This window comes from Achromobacter sp. 1014246743 (genome assembly GCF_059760725.1).
Window position 1 is genome coordinate 1 of record NZ_JCBANA010000029.1, and the last position, 17,290, is coordinate 17,290.

A 17,290-nucleotide genomic window follows, 5' to 3' on the forward strand; every position below is an offset into this window, starting at 1 on the left:
GGCTTTTCCGACTACCTGGTGTCGTTGCTGCTGACCCAGCTGCCGCACAACTATTCCGACGCGCTGCGCGCCGACCGCCGCCCGCCGGCCGTTCAGGTCGTCATGCCGACCTGCGCGGTACCGGAATGCCGCCGGCGCCGCGCCTGTCCTGGCGTGTTGCCATCAGCGTCCGACCCGGGCCTCGATTTCGCTGGCCAGGTCGGCCACCGAGGTGGCGTAGAAGTAGCTGCGGTTGTACTTGGTCAGCGCGAAGAAGTTGGGCGTGCCGACGCGGTATTGCGCGGTGCCGCGGGCTTCTTCGACCAGGTCCACGACGCCCAGCGGCTGGTTGCCCCAGCCGGTGCTTGAGGCCCCGGGCTGCAGGCGCGCGCCCGCGGTGGTCAGGCTGGTCCAGCTTTGCTTGGGTTCCAGGCCGCCATCGACCAGCGCCGTGGGGTCCGCGGGCAGGGTTACCGGTGCGAACACCGGCAGGCCGCGCTGCCAGCCATGCTGCGCCAGGAAGCTGCCCACCGACATGATCGCGTCGCGGGTGTTGTTGGTCAGGTCGATATGGCCGCTGTCGTCGCCATCCACCGCGTAGTGCTTGATGCTGGTGGGCATGAACTGCGGCATGCCGATGGCGCCCGCGTACGAGCCGCGGGTTTCGAGATCCAGCTTGCCGTTCATGACCAGCGTCAGGAAGTCGGCCAGCTGGCCGCGGAACATGGTGGCGCGTTCGGGCTTGGCCGGGTCCGGGTAGTCGAAGGCCAGCGTGGCCAGCGCGTCGAGCACCCGGAAGTTGCCCATGTTGCGGCCATACAGCGTTTCAACGCCGATGATCGACGCGATGATCGGGGCCGGCACGCCGAAGCGCTGCGCCGCCTGGTTGAGCTGGTCGCGATGCTCGTTGTAGAACTCCACGCCCCAGCCGATGCGCTTGGGTTCCACGAAGCGCGAACGGTAGGTCAGCCAGCTGCGCCAGATTTTCTTGCCCGGGGGCGACGGCGCGATCAGGCGTGCCACCGTGGCGTTGTAGCGCGCGCCTTCCAGCGCCGACACCATCGGCTTGAGCGGCAGGTTGCGTTCGGCCGCCAGCGACTCGACGAAAGCGCGCACCTCGGGGCGCAGGGCGCCCGAGGGCGTCAGGGTGGCCGGGCCGTCATCCGCCACATCGGAGCCGGGTGTCGGCGCAGTGGGTCCGATGCGGATGGGGGTAGTGCCAGTGGCCGCCGGCGCCAGGGCGGCGGTCGAATTCGGGGCGGTGGGAGCGGTGGTGGAACACCCGGCCAGGAGGGCCGTCAGGGTTCCGAGTTGCAGTATTCGCCGACAGATGAACATAATCTTCCTTATGGAGACCATGTATCTTACCCACCCGGCATGCCGCTTGCATGAAATGGGCAGTTGGCATCCGGAGAGCCCACAGAGGCTGGATGCCATTTCCGACCAATTGCTCGCCAGCGGCTTGATGCCTTATCTGGACGACCGGCAGGCGCCCCAGGCGTCCCGCCACGACCTGCTGCGCGTGCACACTGTCCAGTATCTGGACAGTTTGCGCGAACATACGCCGGACCACGGGTATTACCCGATAGATCCCGACACCCTCATGAACCTGCATACCTACGAAGCCGCGCTGCACGCCGCCGGCGCGGGGGTGGCGGCGGTCGACGCGGTGATGGGCGGCGAGGCCCGCACGGCCTTTTGTGCGGTGCGTCCGCCGGGGCACCACGCCTGCCGCTCGCAGGCCATGGGCTTCTGCTTCCTGAACAACGTGGCCATCGCGGCCCGCCATGCGCTGGATTTCCACGGCCTGTCGCGGGTGGCCATCGTCGATTTCGACGTGCACCACGGCAATGGCACCGAAGATGTCTTCGCAGGCGACGACCGCGTGCTGATGTGCAGCTTTTTCCAGCACCCGTTCTTTCCCAACAGCGGCACCGCCGACCCGGCCGCCAACATGCTGAACGTGCCGGTGGCCGCCTATACGACGGGCGCGGCCGTGCGCCCCATCGTCACCGATACCTGGCTGCCGCGCCTGGAAGCGCACCGCCCGGAACTCATCTTGATATCAGCCGGCTTCGATGCCCATCGCGAGGACGATATGGGGCAGATGGGGCTGGTGGAGGCCGACTATGCCTGGATCACCGAGCAGCTCGTGGATGTGGCCGAACGCCACTGCCAGGGCCGGATCGTCAGCACGCTCGAGGGCGGTTACAACCTGTCCGCCCTGGGCCGCAGCGTCGTGGCGCATATACGGGCGCTGGCGAAGCTGTAGAATCAGGAAAAAATTGTGCAATGCGATCCCGGCGCATCGCCGGGTAATTAATTTCCATTTGGAGGCAGCGGGATGAAGGTGTTGGTACCTGTCAAGCGCGTCGTTGACTACAACGTCAAGGTGCGCGTCAAGTCTGATCAGACTGGCGTGGATATCGCCAATGTGAAGATGTCCATGAACCCCTTTGACGAAATCGCCGTCGAAGAAGCCACCCGCCTGAAGGAAAAGGGCGCCGTGGCCGAAGTCGTGGCGGTTTCTTGCGGCGTTGCGCAATGCCAGGAAACCCTGCGCACCGCCATGGCAATCGGTGCCGACCGCGGCCTGCTGGTGCAGACCGACGCCGAACTGCAGCCGCTGGCCGTGGCCAAGCTGCTCAAGGCCCTGGTCGACAAGGAACAACCGCAACTGGTGATCCTGGGCAAGCAAGCCATCGACGACGACGCCAACCAGACCGGCCAGATGCTGGCCGCGCTGCTGGACTGGCCGCAAGCCACGTTCGCCAGCAAGGTCGAGCTGGCCGACGGCAAGGTCACGGTCACCCGTGAAGTCGACGGCGGCCTGGAAACCCTGACGCTCAAGCTGCCCGCCATCATCACCACCGACTTGCGCCTGAACGAGCCGCGTTACGTCACGCTACCCAACATCATGAAGGCCAAGAAGAAGCAACTGGACACCGTCACGCCGCAAGACCTGGGCGTGGACCCCGCGCCGCGCCTGAAGACCCTCAAGGTCAGCGAGCCGCCCGCCCGCAAGGCCGGCATCAAGGTGGCCGATGTCGCGGCCCTGGTGGACAAACTCAAGAACGAAGCGAAGGTGGTCTGAGATGACGACGCTGGTTATTGCCGAACACGATAACGCCCAGCTCAAGGGCGCAACCCTGAACGCCGTCGCCGCCGCCGCCAAGATCGGAGGCGACGTCCATGTGCTGGTCGCCGGCGCCAACGCCCGTGCCGTGGCCGACCAGGCCGCGCAAGCGGCCGGCGTGGCCAAGGTGCTGCTGGCCGATGCCCCGCAACTGGCCGACGGCCTGGCCGAAAACGTCGCGGCCCAGGTGCTGGCCGTGGCCTCGAACTACAGCCACATCCTGTTCCCGGCCACCGCCTCGGGCAAGAACGTGGCGCCGCGCGTGGCCGCCAAGCTCGACGTCGCCCAGATCTCGGACATCATCGGCGTGGAATCCGCCGATACCTTCCAGCGCCCGATCTACGCCGGCAACGCCATTGCCACCGTGCAATCGGCCGACTCGGTCAAGGTCATCACCGTGCGTACCACCGGCTTTGACGCCGTGGCTGCGCAGGGTGGCTCGGCCACCGTGGAAGACGTCGCCGCCGTGGCCGATTCGGGCCTGTCGAGCTTCGTCGGCCGCGAAGTCGCCAAGAGCGACCGTCCGGAACTGGCCGGCGCCCGCGTCGTCGTGTCCGGCGGCCGTGGCCTGGGCAGCGCCGAGAACTTCAAGATCCTGGATCCGCTGGCTGACAAGCTGGGCGCCGCACTGGGCGCCTCGCGCGCTGCCGTCGACGCCGGCTACGCCCCCAACGACTGGCAGGTCGGCCAGACCGGCAAGATTGTTGCGCCGCAGCTGTATGTGGCGGTGGGCATCTCGGGCGCCATCCAGCACTTGGCCGGCATGAAGGATTCGAAGGTCATCGTCGCCATCAACAAAGACCCCGAAGCGCCGATTTTCGGCGTGGCCGATTATGGCCTGGTCGGTGACTTGTTCCAGGTCGTGCCCGAACTGACGGGCGCGCTGTAAGCCTCGATAATCCAGGGGTACCGAAACCCGCGGGCATTATGTCCGCGGGTTTTTTCATGCCCGGCTGACAATCGCAACTATTTGATATTTACCTACTAAAACTTTTGATCTTTGGAAAGATTCTGATAATGTGTTCCGCGCGCAGCTAGATTCGCGCAAGTGCTTGGCCTGTACATAACGAAGGAGATTCGGGATGGATTGGTTCTTTGACACTCTGCGAAAGTATCCGGAGCTTGCAATCTTCCTTACCCTGGGTCTGGGGTATTGGATAGGGGCCAAGAAAATATTCGGATTCAACCTGGGGGCGGTGACCGGCACCTTGCTGGTCGGTGTGCTGGTCGGCCAGCTCGACATCACCATCGCCCCCATCGTCAAGCAAGTCTTTTTCCTGTTGTTCCTGTTCGGCCTGGGTTATGGCGTCGGACCACAGTTCTTTCGCGGCATGAAAAGCGATGGCCTGCCCCAGGTCATCTTCGCCGTCGTCATCTGCGTCATCTGCTTGTTGGTCACCTGGGCGACCGCCGTGGGTTTCGGCTTCGATGCCGGCACGGGCGCGGGCCTGCTGGCTGGCGCGCAAACGATTTCGGCCGTGATGGGCGTGGCTACCGACACGATCAACGGCCTGGGTATCGACGCGGCGACCAAGAAGAAATGGATCGACAGCATTCCGGTGGCCTATGCCGTCTGCTACATCTTCGGCACGGTCGGCAGCGCCTGGCTGCTGGCATCGCTGGGCCCCAAGCTGATGCGGGTGGACATCGTCAAGGAGTGCAAGGAGTACGAGGCCAAGATGTCCGGCGGGTCTGATTCGATGGAACTGTCCGGCTACCGCAAGTTCATTGCGCGGGCCTACAAGCTCGAGCACATGGAGTTCGTCGGCAAGACCGTCGGTGATCTGGAGTCGCGATTTGTGGAGGCGCGCGTATTCGTCGAGCGCATACGCCGCGGCCACCAGATCATCGACAACGATTCCACCACCGTGCTGCAGGCGGGCGACGTGCTGGGCGTGACGGGCCGGCACGACGCGCTGGTGTTGCAGGCGGCGGGCATCATCGGCACCGAAGTCGAGGATCGCGACCTGCTGAGCCTGCCAGCCGAAGTCATCGAGGTGGTGCTCACCAACAAGAACCTCGCGGGCAAGACCGTCAAGGAAATCTCGGAACTCGAAGCCGTGCGCCAGCTGGGCCGCGGCGTGTTCCTGCGCAAAGTGGTGCGCGGCGGGCACGAGATGCCGATCAACTGGGGCTTGAAGCTGGACCGCGGCGATCACCTGTTCATCCTGGGCGCCAAGCGCGACGTGGAGCGGGTGGTCGACAAGGTGGGCTACGTCGACCGTCCCACCGAGCAGACCGACATGGTGTTCGTCGGCTTCGGCATCCTGCTGGGCGGCCTGTTCGGCTCGCTGGTGCTGACCGTGAGCGGTATCCCCATCACCTTGTCGACCTCGGGCGGCTCGCTGATCGCCGGCCTCATCTTCGGTTACCTGCGGTCGGTGCATCCGACTTTCGGGCGGGTGCCGGAGCCCGTGCATTGGTTCCTGACATCGGTCGGCCTGACGGCCTTCGTGGCGGTGGTCGGCATCAGTTCGGGGCCGGGCTTCGTGCTGGGCTTCCAGCAATTGGGGGCCAAGCTGTTCGTCGCCGGCATCATCGCGACCAGCGTGCCGATGATTCTGGGGGTGTTCATCGCCCGCTACATCTTCAAGTTCCACCCCGCCATCGTGCTGGGTGTCTGCGCCGGCGCCCGCACCACCACGGCGGCTATCGGGCAGATCACCGAGACCGCCAAGAGCCAGGTGCCGGCGTTGGGCTACACCGTGCCTTATGCCATCGGCAATACCTTGCTCATCATCTGGGGCATCGTCATCGTCATGTTGATGACCTAGCGGGAACGTCCCGCCCGCGCAGCGCGGGCGGGGCATCAAGCGGATACGGGGAAAATCCCCGGCAAGCGCCTGTCAAATCGCAAACCAGGAGTACTGAATAATGGCTTCCACCGCGCCTCTCACCGTCAGCCTGGCCTCGGCCCTGAAAACCACCCGTTCCCGCCAGCGCGACCTGGAGCAACTGTCGCCGTTCGAACTGAAGGATTACCTGATCACCCTGGCCAAGGACAGTCAGCAGACCGCCGCGCTGACCATGTTGAATGCCGGTCGCGGCAACCCAAACTGGATCGCCACCGAACCGCGCGACGCGTTCTTCCTGCTGGGCCAGTTCGCCATGAAGGAAGCGCGCCGGGTGCGCGACGACGGAATTCTGGCGGGCATGCCGCCCAAGAAGGGTTGCGCCGACCGGTTGCGCAAGTTCCTGTCCAAGAACAAGGGCGCCGCCGGCGCGGATTTCCTGGCCGGGGTGCTGGAATACGGCGTCAAGATCAAGAACTTCGTGCCGGATGAATGGATCCATGAACTGACCGACAGCATCATCGGCGACAACTACCCCGTGCCGCCGCGCTCGCTGGTGCACCTGGAGCAGGTGGTGCACGACTACCTGATCAAGGAAATGTGCGACGGCCGCCCGCCCAAGGGCAAGTTCGATCTGTTCCCGGTCGAAGGCGGCACGGCGGCCATGTGCTACATCTTCGACTCGCTGATGCAGAACGGCCTGCTCAAGCAGGGCGACACCATTGCGCTGTTCCTGCCCACCTTCACGCCTTACATCGAGATCGCGCACCTGGAGCGCTTCCAGTTCAAGATCGTGGCCATCAATGCCAGCAGCGTGCGCGCTGACGGCACGCATGATTGGCACTATCCGGCGTCGGAGATCGCCAAGCTGGAGAACCCCAAGATCAAGCTGGCGGTGACGGTGAACCCCAGCAATCCGCCTTCCGTCGCCTTCAGCCCGGTCGAGATGAAGCAGATCGTCGGCCTGATCCGCAAGAATCCGGACCTGGTGCTGGTGACCGATGACGTGTATGGCACGTTCGTGCCGAACTTCCGTTCGCTGATGGCCGAGGTGCCGCACAACACCATCTGCGTCTATTCGTTCTCGAAGAATTTCGGTTGCACGGGCTGGCGCCTGGGCGTGATCGCCACCCACGAGAAGAACACGATGGACCGCCGCATCGCCGAGCTGCCCGCGTCATGGAAGCAGCGTCTGAACAAGCGCTATGGCGCCATGACGATGGAACCCGAAAAGCTCAAGTTCATCGACCGGATGGTGGCCGACAGCCGCAACGTGGCGCTGAACCACACCGCCGGCCTGTCGCTGCCGCAGCAGGTGCAGATGGGCTTTTTCGCGTTGTCGCACCTGCTGGACCTGAAGGATGCGTACAAGCACCTGACGATGCAGATCGTGCGGGCTCGCCGCGACGCGCTGTGGCGCGGCCTGGGCGCGCCGCTGCCGCCGGAAGACCCGATGCGCGGCTGGTACTACGTCGAGCTGGACTTCATGGTGTGGGCCAAGAACACCTATGGCGACGCCTTCTGCAAGTACATGACGACGAACTACGAACCGGTGGACTTCCTGTTCCGCCTGGCCGAGAAGTCGGGCGTGGTGCTGATGGATGGCGGCGGCTTTGGCGGCCCGCCGTGGTCCATCCGCATCTCGCTGGCCAACCTGGACGACGGCGATTATTCCAAGATCGGCAAACACATGGTCGAGGCCGCCACGGAATACGTCGAGGCCTGGAAGGCCGGTCAACTGGTGCGTTCGGGTCCCACCGCGGGCAAGGGCCAGACGGTCAAGGCATCGGCCGCCAAGCGCAAGGCCGGTGGCAAGAACGCCGCCAAGAAGGCCGTGAAAAAGGCGGTGAAGCAGGCCGCCAAGGCGGAACGTTCCGCCAAGAAGGCCACGGCAGGCAAGTAGCAGGCAGCGGCAACCACCAGGGCGACATGACCTTATGACGTGCTCAGTCGGGTTTTTCAATAGCGTTCCCATCGCGGTGCTGTTCCTGACGGTGGGGTTGGGATACCTGATCGGCAAGCTCAAGGTCGGGCCGATTCAACTGGGCGGCGTGTGCGGCACGCTGATCGTCGCCCTGTTGATCGGCCAGACCGGCTGCCAGATGCGCGGCGACCTGAAAGAGGTCGCGTTTGCCCTGTTCATCTTCGCCATGGGCTACTCGGGCGGGCCGCAGTTCTTTGCCAACCTGAACCGCTCCAGCCTGCGCTACATCCTGCTGCCGGTGATCGAAGCCTTGCTGGTGCTGACCATCGTGCTGGCGGCCGTGCCGCTGTTCGGGCTGGACGCGGGCACCGCGGCCGGCCTGGCGGCGGGGGCGGCGACCGAATCGGCGGTGGTGGGCACCGCCGCCGAGGCGCTCAAGCACCTGGGCCTGCCCGATGCCGACGTGCAGCGCATGGAAGCCAATATCGCCACGGCCTACACGCTGACGTATCTGGTGGGGCTGATCAGCATCGTTTTCTTTACCAGCCAGGTGGCGCCGGCCCTGCTGCGCATCAACCTGCGCGAGGCATCCAAGGCGCTGGAGGAAAAACTGGGCGTGGCTTCGGGCGAAAGCGAAGACAGCAATCTGCCGACGTTGCCGCGTCTGGTGGGGCGTTCGCACGTGGTCAAGGACGCTGACGGCAAGACGGTGGCCGAGGTCGAGGCGGCCCTGGGCGGGCGCACGGCCATCAGCCGCATCCTGCGCAATGGCGAAGCGGTCGAACCTGTGCCCGATGACGCGCTGGCAACCGGCGACATCGTGGTGGTGCTGGGACTGAGGCGATTCGCGTTGCGCGCCGGCTCGGTGATCGGCCCGGAAATCCAGCTGCCCGAGGCGCATGCCGACGATCTGCAGTTGAGCGAACGGGTGGTGATCGTCAGCAAGAAGTCCGTCAACGGCCACACCTTGGGTGAACTGGCGCAGCGGCCGGGAGCCAAACGGGCTCGTGGCGTGTTCCTGCAATCGATCCAGCGGTCCGGCCACCTGTTGCCCGTCACGCCCGCCACGGTGCTTCAGTACGGCGACCTGGTGACGCTGGTGGGCGCCGAACCGGAACTGTCCGTGGCGGGGGCGGCGCTGGGCAACGAGCTGCGCCGCAGCGGCGTGACCGATCTGGTGTTCCTGGCATTCGGCATCCTGGCGGGGCTGCTGGTGGGGAGCCTGAGCGCCCGGCTCTGGGACATTCCGGTGTCGCTGGGCAGTGGCGGTGGCGCCCTGGTCAGCGGCCTGGTGTGCGGCTGGATCAACGCCAAACGGCCCGCGGTGGGGCATATGCCCGATCATGCCGTCCAGTTGCTCAAGGACCTGGGGTTGGCGATTTTCGTGGCCTGCGTCGGCTTGTCGGCGGGGCCCGAGGCGGTGTCGCTGATCCGCGAGCACGGTGCCGTGCTGCCCCTGATCGGGCTGCTGGTCTCGCTGGGGCCGGCCTGCCTGTCACTATGGGTCGGCCACAAGCTGCTCAAGATTGAAGGGCCGTTGCTGGTGGGGGCCATTGCCGGCCAGCACGTCAGCACGCCGGCCATCAGTGCGATCCTGGGGGCGAGCGGCAGCGCCGTGCCGCTGCTGGGCTATACCGTCACCTACGCCATCGCCAACGTGATGCTGCCGGTGCTGGGGCCGATCATCGTGTCGCTGGCCCATCACCTGCGTTGAGGCGCCGGCGACTTTGCGGGCTGCACGCCCGCAAAGCGCGGCTGAGGGTTTAAGATCGGTTAGGGAAACCACCAAGACCGCCCATCGACCCGCGCCATGCGTGTCACCGAAGGCGGCGCCCCCCCGCACACCGCCCCGCCCGCCGTCACGGACGAGAGGCTCATGGAGACACGATGCCCTACCTTACCCCGCTGCAGGACTTCCGCTTTGCGCTGAAAGAACTGGCCGGCCTGGACGACGTCCTGAAGCTGCCCGGCTTCGAAGAGGTGACGCCCGATCTGGTGGATGCCATCCTGGAAGAAAACGGCCGCTTCGTCGAGCAGGCGATCGCCCCGCTGAACGTGCCGGGCGACACCCGGCCGCCCGTCTGGAACGACGGCCACGTGACGGCAACGCCCGGCTATGCGCAAGGATTCAAGGACTATGCCGCCGGGGGCTGGCAGGGCCTGCAGCATCCGCAGGCCTGGGGCGGACAGGGGCTGCCCAAGCTGGTCGCCGCCGCGCCCGGCGAAAACATCCAGGCGGCCAGCCTGGCGTTCTCGTTGTGCCCCATGCTGACCGATGGTGTGATCGAGGCCATCCTGACCGTGGGCTCCGAGGAGCAGCGCAAAAAGTTTGTCCCCAATTTGATCGGCGGCAAGTGGACGGGCACCATGAACCTGACCGAGCCGCAGGCCGGTTCGGACCTGGCCCAGGTGGCCACCCGCGCCGTGCGCCAGGAAGACGGTACGTACCGGCTGTCCGGCCAGAAGATCTTCATTACCTATGGCGAGCACGACCTGGCTGAAAACATCATCCACCTGGTGCTGGCACGCACGCCGGACGCCCCGCCGGGGGTGAAGGGCATTTCGTTGTTCATCGTGCCCAAGTTCCTGGTGGGGGCCGACGGCAGCCTGGGGGCGCGCAACGATGTCTGGTGTGCGTCGCTGGAGCACAAGCTGGGCATACACGGCAGCCCCACCGCGGTGCTGCTGTATGGCTCGGGCAAGGGCGAGGCGGGCGAGGGCGCGGTCGGTTACCTGGTAGGCGAGCTGAACCGCGGGCTGGAATACATGTTCATCATGATGAACGCCGCCCGGTATTCGGTGGGGCAGCAGGGCATCGGCGTGTCCGAGCGTGCCTACCAGCACGCGCTGGCCTATGCGCGCGAGCGGGTGCAGGGGCGGGCGGTGGAAGGCTCGGCCGCACCGGTCGCCATCGCGCGCCATCCGGACGTGCAGCGCATGCTGCTGACCATGAAGGCGCTGACCGAGGCCGCGCGGGCCGTGTCCTACGTGACAGCGGCGGCGCACGACAAGGGCACGCATCATCCCGATCCCGAGCAGCGCGCCCGCAACCGGGCGTTCTATGAATACATGGTGCCCATCGTGAAGGGCTTTTCGACCGAATCCGCCGTCGAAGTGGCGTCGCTGGGTATCCAGGTGCACGGCGGCATGGGCTACATCGAAGAGACCGGCGCGGCGCAGTATTACCGCGATGCCCGCATCCTGCCCATCTATGAAGGCACGACCGCGATCCAGGCCAACGACCTGGTCAGCCGCAAGACGCAACGCGATGCGGGCGCCACTGCCTTCGCCGCCATCTCTGCCATGCGCGAGACGTTGCGGGCCGTCGAGGCCGAATCCTCGCGCGCCTCGGCGCCCGAGCGTGACGGGCTGCGCCTGCTGCGCGACAACCTGGACAGCGCCATCCAGGCCTACGAGGCCGGCGTGGAGTTCATCCTGGAGCAATCGGCCGCGAACATCCGGGCCGTCTATTCCAGCAGCGTGCCTTATCTGATGCTGGCTGGCGTGGTGCATGGCGGCTGGCAGATGGCGCGCGCCGTGCTGGTGTGCCGCCGGCGCCTGGCCGCGGGGTCGACCGATCCGTTCCACCGCGAGAAGCTCGCCACCGGATTGTTCTACGCGGCGCACATCCTGCCGCGTGCCCTGGCCCTGTCGGCCGCGGTGCGTGCCGGGGTAGTGGCCGATGCCTGCGGGGCCGCTGCGAATATTGCATAAGGTTATATGCCTTGCGTATTTCCCCTGCAACAGGTTTGATGGAAGAATCGTTTTCACGGGCGGCTCCTGCCGCCGCCGGAACGATTACCCGGCTGGTCACCGGGCCTGGAGGCCAGCCGGTTCCGTAAACCTGAATGCGCACGAGAGGAGACACCATGAGTCATCTACGCCTGGGCGATACCGCCCCCGATTTCGAACAGGAATCCTCGGCCGGCCCGATCCGCTTCCATGAGTATCTGGGCAATAGCTGGGGTGTCCTTTTTTCGCATCCGGCCGACTTCACGCCGGTCTGCACGACCGAGCTGGGCTACACCGCCAAGCTGGCCGATGAATTCGCCAAGCGCAACGTGAAGGTGCTGGCCCTGTCCGTGGACGGCGCCGATTCGCACAGCAAGTGGATCGAAGACATCAACGACACGCAGTCCACCAAGGTCAATTTCCCGATCCTGGCCGACAAGGACCGCAAGGTGTCCGAGTTGTACGACATGATCCACCCGAACGCCAACGCCACGCTGACGGTGCGTTCGGTCTTCATCATTGATCCGAACAAGAAGGTCCGCCTGACCATCACGTACCCCGCCAGCACGGGGCGCAACTTCAATGAGATCCTGCGCGTCATCGACTCGCTGCAGCTGACCGACAGCCACAGCGTGGCCACGCCGGTCAACTGGGAAGACGGCGACGACGTGATCATCGTGCCGTCCCTGCAGGACGAAGCGGTGATCAAGCAGAAGTTCCCGAAGGGTTACAAGGCCGTGCGTCCGTACCTGCGCATTACGCCGCAACCGAATAAGTAAATAAGGAAATCGTGCGCAAGGCGGCGCGTGCCGCCTTGCCCGATTTCGGCGGGCAGTGCCCGTACAGCCGCGTTTTCCCCTGGGAAGGCGCGGCTTTTTTGCGTTCCGGGGGCGCCGCCGACCGCCGCGCTATATGCCTGGGAGCGATGAGCAATCAAAGAATGATTCGTTCCGTTCAGATCAGGCGCCCGGCAAACTTGCTTCCACATTGCCAAACATGGGAAGGGAGCAAGGAATGTCTTTCAGGAAAGCGGGTTGGTTGGCCGCCTTGGCCGCAGTGACGGTGTCCTTTGCCGCGATCGCGCCGGCCCAGGCACAGCAGAAGCAGACCCTGTTGAACGTGTCCTACGATCCGACGCGCGAACTGTACCGCGCCATCGATGACGCCTTCATCAAGCAATACAGGGAAAAAGCCAACGTCGACCTGACGATCCGCCAGTCGCACGGCGGTTCGGGCCGCCAGGCGCGCTCGGTCATCGACGGGCTGGAAGCCGATGTGGTGACGCTGGCGCTGGCCTACGACATCGATGCCATCGCCGACCGCGGCCTTGTGCCCGAGAACTGGCAGGCGCGCCTGCCGCAGAACAGCTCGCCGTACACCTCGACCATCGTGTTCCTGGTGCGCAAGGGCAACCCCAAGCAGATCAAGGACTGGGACGACCTGGTCAAGGACGGCGTGCAGGTGATCACGCCCAATCCGAAGACTTCGGGTGGCGCGCGCTGGAACTACCTGGCGGCGTGGGCCTACGCGCTGGAAAAGAACGGTGGCAGCGAAGAGAAGGCGCGCGCCTATGTCGGCGACCTGCTCAAGCACGTGCCGGTGCTGGATACCGGCGCCCGGGGCGCCACCACCACCTTCGTCGAGCGTGGCGTGGGCGACGTGCTGCTGGCCTGGGAAAACGAGGCCTTCCTGGCGCTCGAGGAACTGGGGCCGGACAAGTTCGACATCGTGGTGCCGTCGCTGTCCATCCTGGCCGAACCGCCCGTGGCCATCGTCGACAAGATCGTCGACAAGAAGGGCACGCGCGCCGCGGCCCAGGCCTATCTTGAATTCCTGTACACCCCTGCCGCGCAGGAAATCATCGCCAAGAACTACTACCGCCCGATCGACAAGACCGTGGCCGCCAAGTACGAGAGCAAGTTCCCGAAGGTCAAGCTCGTGACCATCGACGACAAGATCTTCGGCGGCTGGCGCAAGGCGCAGAAGGACCACTTCAGCGACGGCGGCACGTTTGACCAGATCTACCAGCCGCAGAAGAAGTAAGCGGACCACCAGCGGACGACGGCCATGACTTCAGCCTCGATTCCGACGGCAAAGGGCGCGCAGGCGCCTTTTGCCGTTCGGCGCAACAGCCCGGGCGTGCTGCCCGGTTTCGGCATTTCCATGGGCTACGCGGTGCTGTACCTGAGCGTGCTCGTGCTGATTCCCCTGGCAGCATTGCCGATCAAGAGCGCCTCGCTCGGCTGGCAGGGCTTTTGGGACGCCGTGACGGCGCCACGCGTGGTGGCGTCTTATCAGCTGACCTTCGGCGCGTCGCTGCTGGCCGCGTTGGTGAACCTGGTGTTCGGCACGATCGTGGCCTGGGTGCTGGTGCGCTACCGCTTTCCGGGCAAGAAGATCCTGGACGCACTGGTCGACTTGCCGTTCGCGCTGCCCACGGCGGTAGCCGGCATCGCGCTGACGGCGCTGTATTCCGAGAAAGGCTGGCTGGGCGCGCCGCTGGCCGAGTGGTTCGGCCTGAAGGTGGCGTTCACGCCGCTGGGCATCGTCATTGCGCTGATCTTCATCGGCGTGCCGTTCGTGGTGCGCACGGTGCAGCCGGTGCTGGAAGACGTCGAACGCGAGATCGAAGAGGCGGCGGCCAGCCTGGGCGCCGACCGCTGGCAGACCATCCGGCGCGTGCTGCTGCCGACCATCCTGCCGGCGCTGATGACCGGGTTCGCGCTGGCGTTTGCCCGCGCGGTGGGGGAATACGGATCGGTGGTGTTCATCGCCGGCAATATGCCGATGGTGTCCGAGATCACGCCGCTGCTGATCATCGCGAAGTTGGAGCAGTTCGACTACGCGGGCGCCGCGGCGATCGCGACCGTGATGCTGGTGTTGTCCTTCGTGCTGCTCTTTGTCATCAATCTGCTGCAGGGCTGGCAGGCCCGCCGCGGCCAAGGGAGACAGGCATGAGCGTTGCGGACCGTCCCGCCCACCTGACCGAGCCGCGCTGGGTGCGCGGCATCCTGCTGTTCCTGGCGCTGGGTTTCCTGACGCTGTTCCTGCTGGTGCCGCTGGCCGCCGTGTTCGTCGAAGCCTTCCGCAAGGGCTGGCAGCTGTATCTCGATGCCATCGTCGAGCCCGACGCCTGGTCGGCCATCCGGCTGACGTTGCTGGTGGCCGCCATCGCGCTGCCGGTGAACCTGGTGTTCGGCGTGGCCGCCGCCTGGGCCATCACCAAATTCCAGTTCCGCGGCAAGCAGTTCCTGATCACCCTGATCGACCTGCCATTCTCGGTGTCGCCCGTGGTGGCGGGGCTGGTGTTCGTGCTGCTGTTCGGCACGCAGGGCTGGTTCGGCAGCTGGTTGCAGGACAACGACATCAAGATCGTCTATGCCGTGCCGGGCATCATCCTGGCCACGCTGTTCGTAACCTTTCCGTTCGTGGCGCGTGAGCTGATTCCGCTGATGCAGGCGCAGGGCAGCGAAGAGGAGCAGGCCGCGTTGACGCTGGGCGCCAGCGGGTGGCAGATCTTCTGGCGGGTGACCCTGCCCAACATCAAGTGGGGCCTGTTGTATGGCGCGATTCTCTGCAATGCGCGCGCCATGGGCGAGTTCGGCGCGGTGTCGGTCGTGTCCGGCCAGATCCGCGGCCTGACCAACACCATGACCCTGCACGTGGAGATTCTCTACAACGAATACCAGTACTCGGCGGCATTTGCCGTGGCCTCGCTGCTGGCGCTGCTGGCGCTGGTGACGCTGGTGGCCAAGAACGTGGTCGAGTGGCGCAATGCGCGCTACCTGCGGGCCGCCGAACTGCCGGTCGAGTATCCCGGGCCCGCGACGGCCATCAAGCCGGCCGCCGCCTGACGCGGCCGGCCAGACGGAGACAAGCATGAGCATCGAAGTTCGCAACCTATCCAAGCGTTTCGGCCAGTTCCGGGCGCTGAACGACGTATCCCTGCACATCGAGACGGGCGAGCTGGTGGCGCTGCTGGGGCCTTCGGGCTGCGGCAAGACCACGCTGCTGCGCATCATTGCGGGGCTGGAATCGGCCGACAGCGGCAGCGTGCTGTTTGCCGGCGAGGACGCGACGTCCGTGGACGTGCGCCAGCGCCAGGTGGGATTCGTATTCCAGCACTACGCGTTGTTCAAGCACATGACCGTGTTCGAGAACGTGGCCTTTGGACTGCGGGTCAAGCATCGTTCGCAACGGCCCGCGGAAGACCAGATCCGGCGCAAGGTGCATGACCTGCTGGGGCTGGTGCAACTGGATTGGCTGGCGGACCGCTACCCGGCCCAGCTGTCGGGCGGCCAGCGCCAACGCATCGCCCTGGCGCGCGCCTTGGCGGTGGAACCCCGCGTGCTGCTGCTGGACGAGCCGTTCGGCGCGCTCGACGCCAAGGTGCGCAAGGAGCTGCGTCGCTGGTTGCGCCGGCTGCACGACGAACTGAATGTGGCCAGCGTGTTCGTCACGCACGACCAGGAAGAGGCGCTGGAGGTGGCCGACCGGGTGGTGCTGATGAATGCGGGCAAGATCGAACAGGTGGGCACGCCGCGCGAAGTCTGGGAAGAGCCGGCCACGCCGTTCGTCTACGGCTTTCTGGGCGACGTCAATCAGCTTCAAGGCGTGGCCAGCCGGGGCGTGTGGGAAGGCGCGGGCCTGTCGCTGCCGGCGCCCGAGCTGGCGCAGGCCGAAAACCAGCGTGCCACCGCCTATGTGCGGCCGCATGAACTGGATATCGAACGCTATCAGGCCGGCGGTGCCGGCATCCCGGTACGCCTGGCCCATGCCTATCTGGCCGGTCCCAGCGCCTATCTGGAACTGACGCGCCAGGACTCCGACGCCATCATCGAGGCCGAGGTGCCCGAGCACCTGTACCGGGAATTGGGCCTGAAAGATGGCGAAACCTTGTTGGCCCGTCCGCGGCGGGCACGCATTTTTGCGGTGCAATCATGACCACGACCGAACTGTCTTCGCAGGCCGGGCTGGATGCCGATCCGGTGCTGGCGGCGCGCTGGGCTGAACTGACGTCCCGCCTTGCGGCTATCCCACAGCGCTATCCCGACGCTGCGCTGGCCTCGTCCCTGGCGGCCGAGGACATGGTGCTGACGCACGCCATCTATGAATCGGGGCTGGACCTGGAGGTCTTCACGCTGGACACCGGCCGCCTGCACGCCGAAACGCTGGGGGTGCTGGACGCCGTGCGCCAGCGCTATGGGCGCGACGTCACCGTGTATCGGCCGGTGGCGGCCGCCGTCGAGCAGCACGTGGCCGAGCACGGCGCCTTTGCCTTCTACGAAAGCGTGGACCTGCGCAAAGCCTGTTGCCAGATTCGCAAGGTCGAGCCGCTCAAGCGTGCGCTGGCCGGCCGGGGCGCCTGGATCACGGGTCAGCGGCGGGCGCAGTCGACCACGCGCGGCGAACTGCACCTGGAAGAAGACGACAAGACCTTCGGTCTCTACAAGTTCAACCCGCTGGCCGACTGGAGCGAAGCGGATGTCTGGGGCGTCATCCGCGCCCTGGGCATTCCCTACAACCCGTTGCACGACCAGGGCTATCCGTCCATCGGCTGCGAACCCTGTACCCGCGCGATCCGTCCGGGCGAAGACCTGAGGGCGGGGCGGTGGTGGTGGGAGTCGTCGGACTCCAAGGAATGCGGCCTGCACGCAGGCAACCGGGTCATCAGCGTCGTGCCGGAACGCGCGTGACGCTCGCCACCCATCAGAAATCTGTTTTAGG

General features: G+C 65.6%; 14 protein-coding genes. 13 read left to right on the plus strand and 1 reads right to left on the minus strand.

Annotated elements, in window-relative coordinates:
- Positions 1-162: 162 nt before the first annotated feature.
- Positions 163-1,317, minus strand: coding sequence for a lytic murein transglycosylase B (gene mltB / locus AC6LJ2_RS13965; protein ID WP_263910698.1), 1,155 nt, complete (start codon positions 1,315-1,317; stop codon positions 163-165).
- Between the two features lie 10 nt (positions 1,318-1,327).
- Between mltB and AC6LJ2_RS13970 the strand changes: the two genes are divergently transcribed.
- From AC6LJ2_RS13970 to AC6LJ2_RS14030, 13 genes are all read left to right on the plus strand, one after another.
- Positions 1,328-2,251, plus strand: coding sequence for a histone deacetylase family protein (locus AC6LJ2_RS13970; protein WP_498151583.1), 924 nt, complete (start codon positions 1,328-1,330; stop codon positions 2,249-2,251).
- Positions 2,252-2,323: 72 nt separating this feature from the next.
- Positions 2,324-3,073 carry an electron transfer flavoprotein subunit beta/FixA family protein gene (locus tag AC6LJ2_RS13975; RefSeq protein WP_263910701.1) on the plus strand — a complete coding sequence of 250 codons (750 nt, stop codon included), beginning with the start codon at positions 2,324-2,326 and terminating at the stop codon, positions 3,071-3,073.
- Between the two features lies 1 nt (position 3,074).
- Positions 3,075-4,004 (plus strand): electron transfer flavoprotein subunit alpha/FixB family protein, encoded by a 930-nt coding sequence (locus AC6LJ2_RS13980; RefSeq protein WP_263910702.1) that lies wholly within the window; start codon positions 3,075-3,077, stop codon positions 4,002-4,004.
- 193 nt (positions 4,005-4,197) lie between these two features.
- Positions 4,198-5,889, plus strand: coding sequence for an aspartate-alanine antiporter (aspT, locus tag AC6LJ2_RS13985; protein ID WP_498151584.1), 1,692 nt, complete (start codon positions 4,198-4,200; stop codon positions 5,887-5,889).
- A 100-nt stretch (positions 5,890-5,989) separates the two neighbouring features.
- Positions 5,990-7,810, plus strand: a complete 1,821-nt coding sequence (locus AC6LJ2_RS13990) for a bifunctional aspartate transaminase/aspartate 4-decarboxylase (RefSeq protein ID WP_263910704.1) — start codon at positions 5,990-5,992, stop codon at positions 7,808-7,810.
- 34 nt (positions 7,811-7,844) lie between these two features.
- Positions 7,845-9,545, plus strand: coding sequence for an aspartate-alanine antiporter (gene aspT, locus AC6LJ2_RS13995; RefSeq protein WP_263910705.1), 1,701 nt, complete (start codon positions 7,845-7,847; stop codon positions 9,543-9,545).
- A gap of 173 nt (positions 9,546-9,718) precedes the next feature.
- Positions 9,719-11,545, plus strand: a complete 1,827-nt coding sequence (locus AC6LJ2_RS14000) for an acyl-CoA dehydrogenase family protein (protein ID WP_263910707.1) — start codon at positions 9,719-9,721, stop codon at positions 11,543-11,545.
- Between the two features lie 155 nt (positions 11,546-11,700).
- On the plus strand, positions 11,701-12,342 hold the full coding sequence (locus AC6LJ2_RS14005) for a peroxiredoxin (protein WP_025140182.1): 642 nt from the start codon (positions 11,701-11,703) through the stop codon (positions 12,340-12,342).
- A gap of 235 nt (positions 12,343-12,577) precedes the next feature.
- Positions 12,578-13,606 (plus strand): sulfate ABC transporter substrate-binding protein, encoded by a 1,029-nt coding sequence (locus tag AC6LJ2_RS14010; protein ID WP_498151585.1) that lies wholly within the window; start codon positions 12,578-12,580, stop codon positions 13,604-13,606.
- Positions 13,607-13,630: 24 nt separating this feature from the next.
- On the plus strand, positions 13,631-14,521 hold the full coding sequence (gene cysT, locus AC6LJ2_RS14015) for a sulfate ABC transporter permease subunit CysT (RefSeq protein ID WP_263910710.1): 891 nt from the start codon (positions 13,631-13,633) through the stop codon (positions 14,519-14,521).
- On the plus strand, positions 14,518-15,417 hold the full coding sequence (cysW, locus tag AC6LJ2_RS14020) for a sulfate ABC transporter permease subunit CysW (protein ID WP_263910711.1): 900 nt from the start codon (positions 14,518-14,520) through the stop codon (positions 15,415-15,417). The genes cysT and cysW overlap by 4 nt, the downstream gene beginning before the upstream one ends.
- Before the next feature lie 25 nt (positions 15,418-15,442).
- Entirely contained in the window at positions 15,443-16,507 is a 1,065-nt protein-coding gene (locus AC6LJ2_RS14025) for a sulfate/molybdate ABC transporter ATP-binding protein (protein WP_263910712.1), read from the plus strand.
- Complete coding sequence (locus tag AC6LJ2_RS14030) at positions 16,504-17,259, plus strand: phosphoadenylyl-sulfate reductase (protein WP_263910714.1); 756 nt, start codon at positions 16,504-16,506, stop codon at positions 17,257-17,259. Before AC6LJ2_RS14025 ends, AC6LJ2_RS14030 begins: the two co-directional genes overlap by 4 nt.
- Positions 17,260-17,290: the final 31 nt, after the last annotated feature.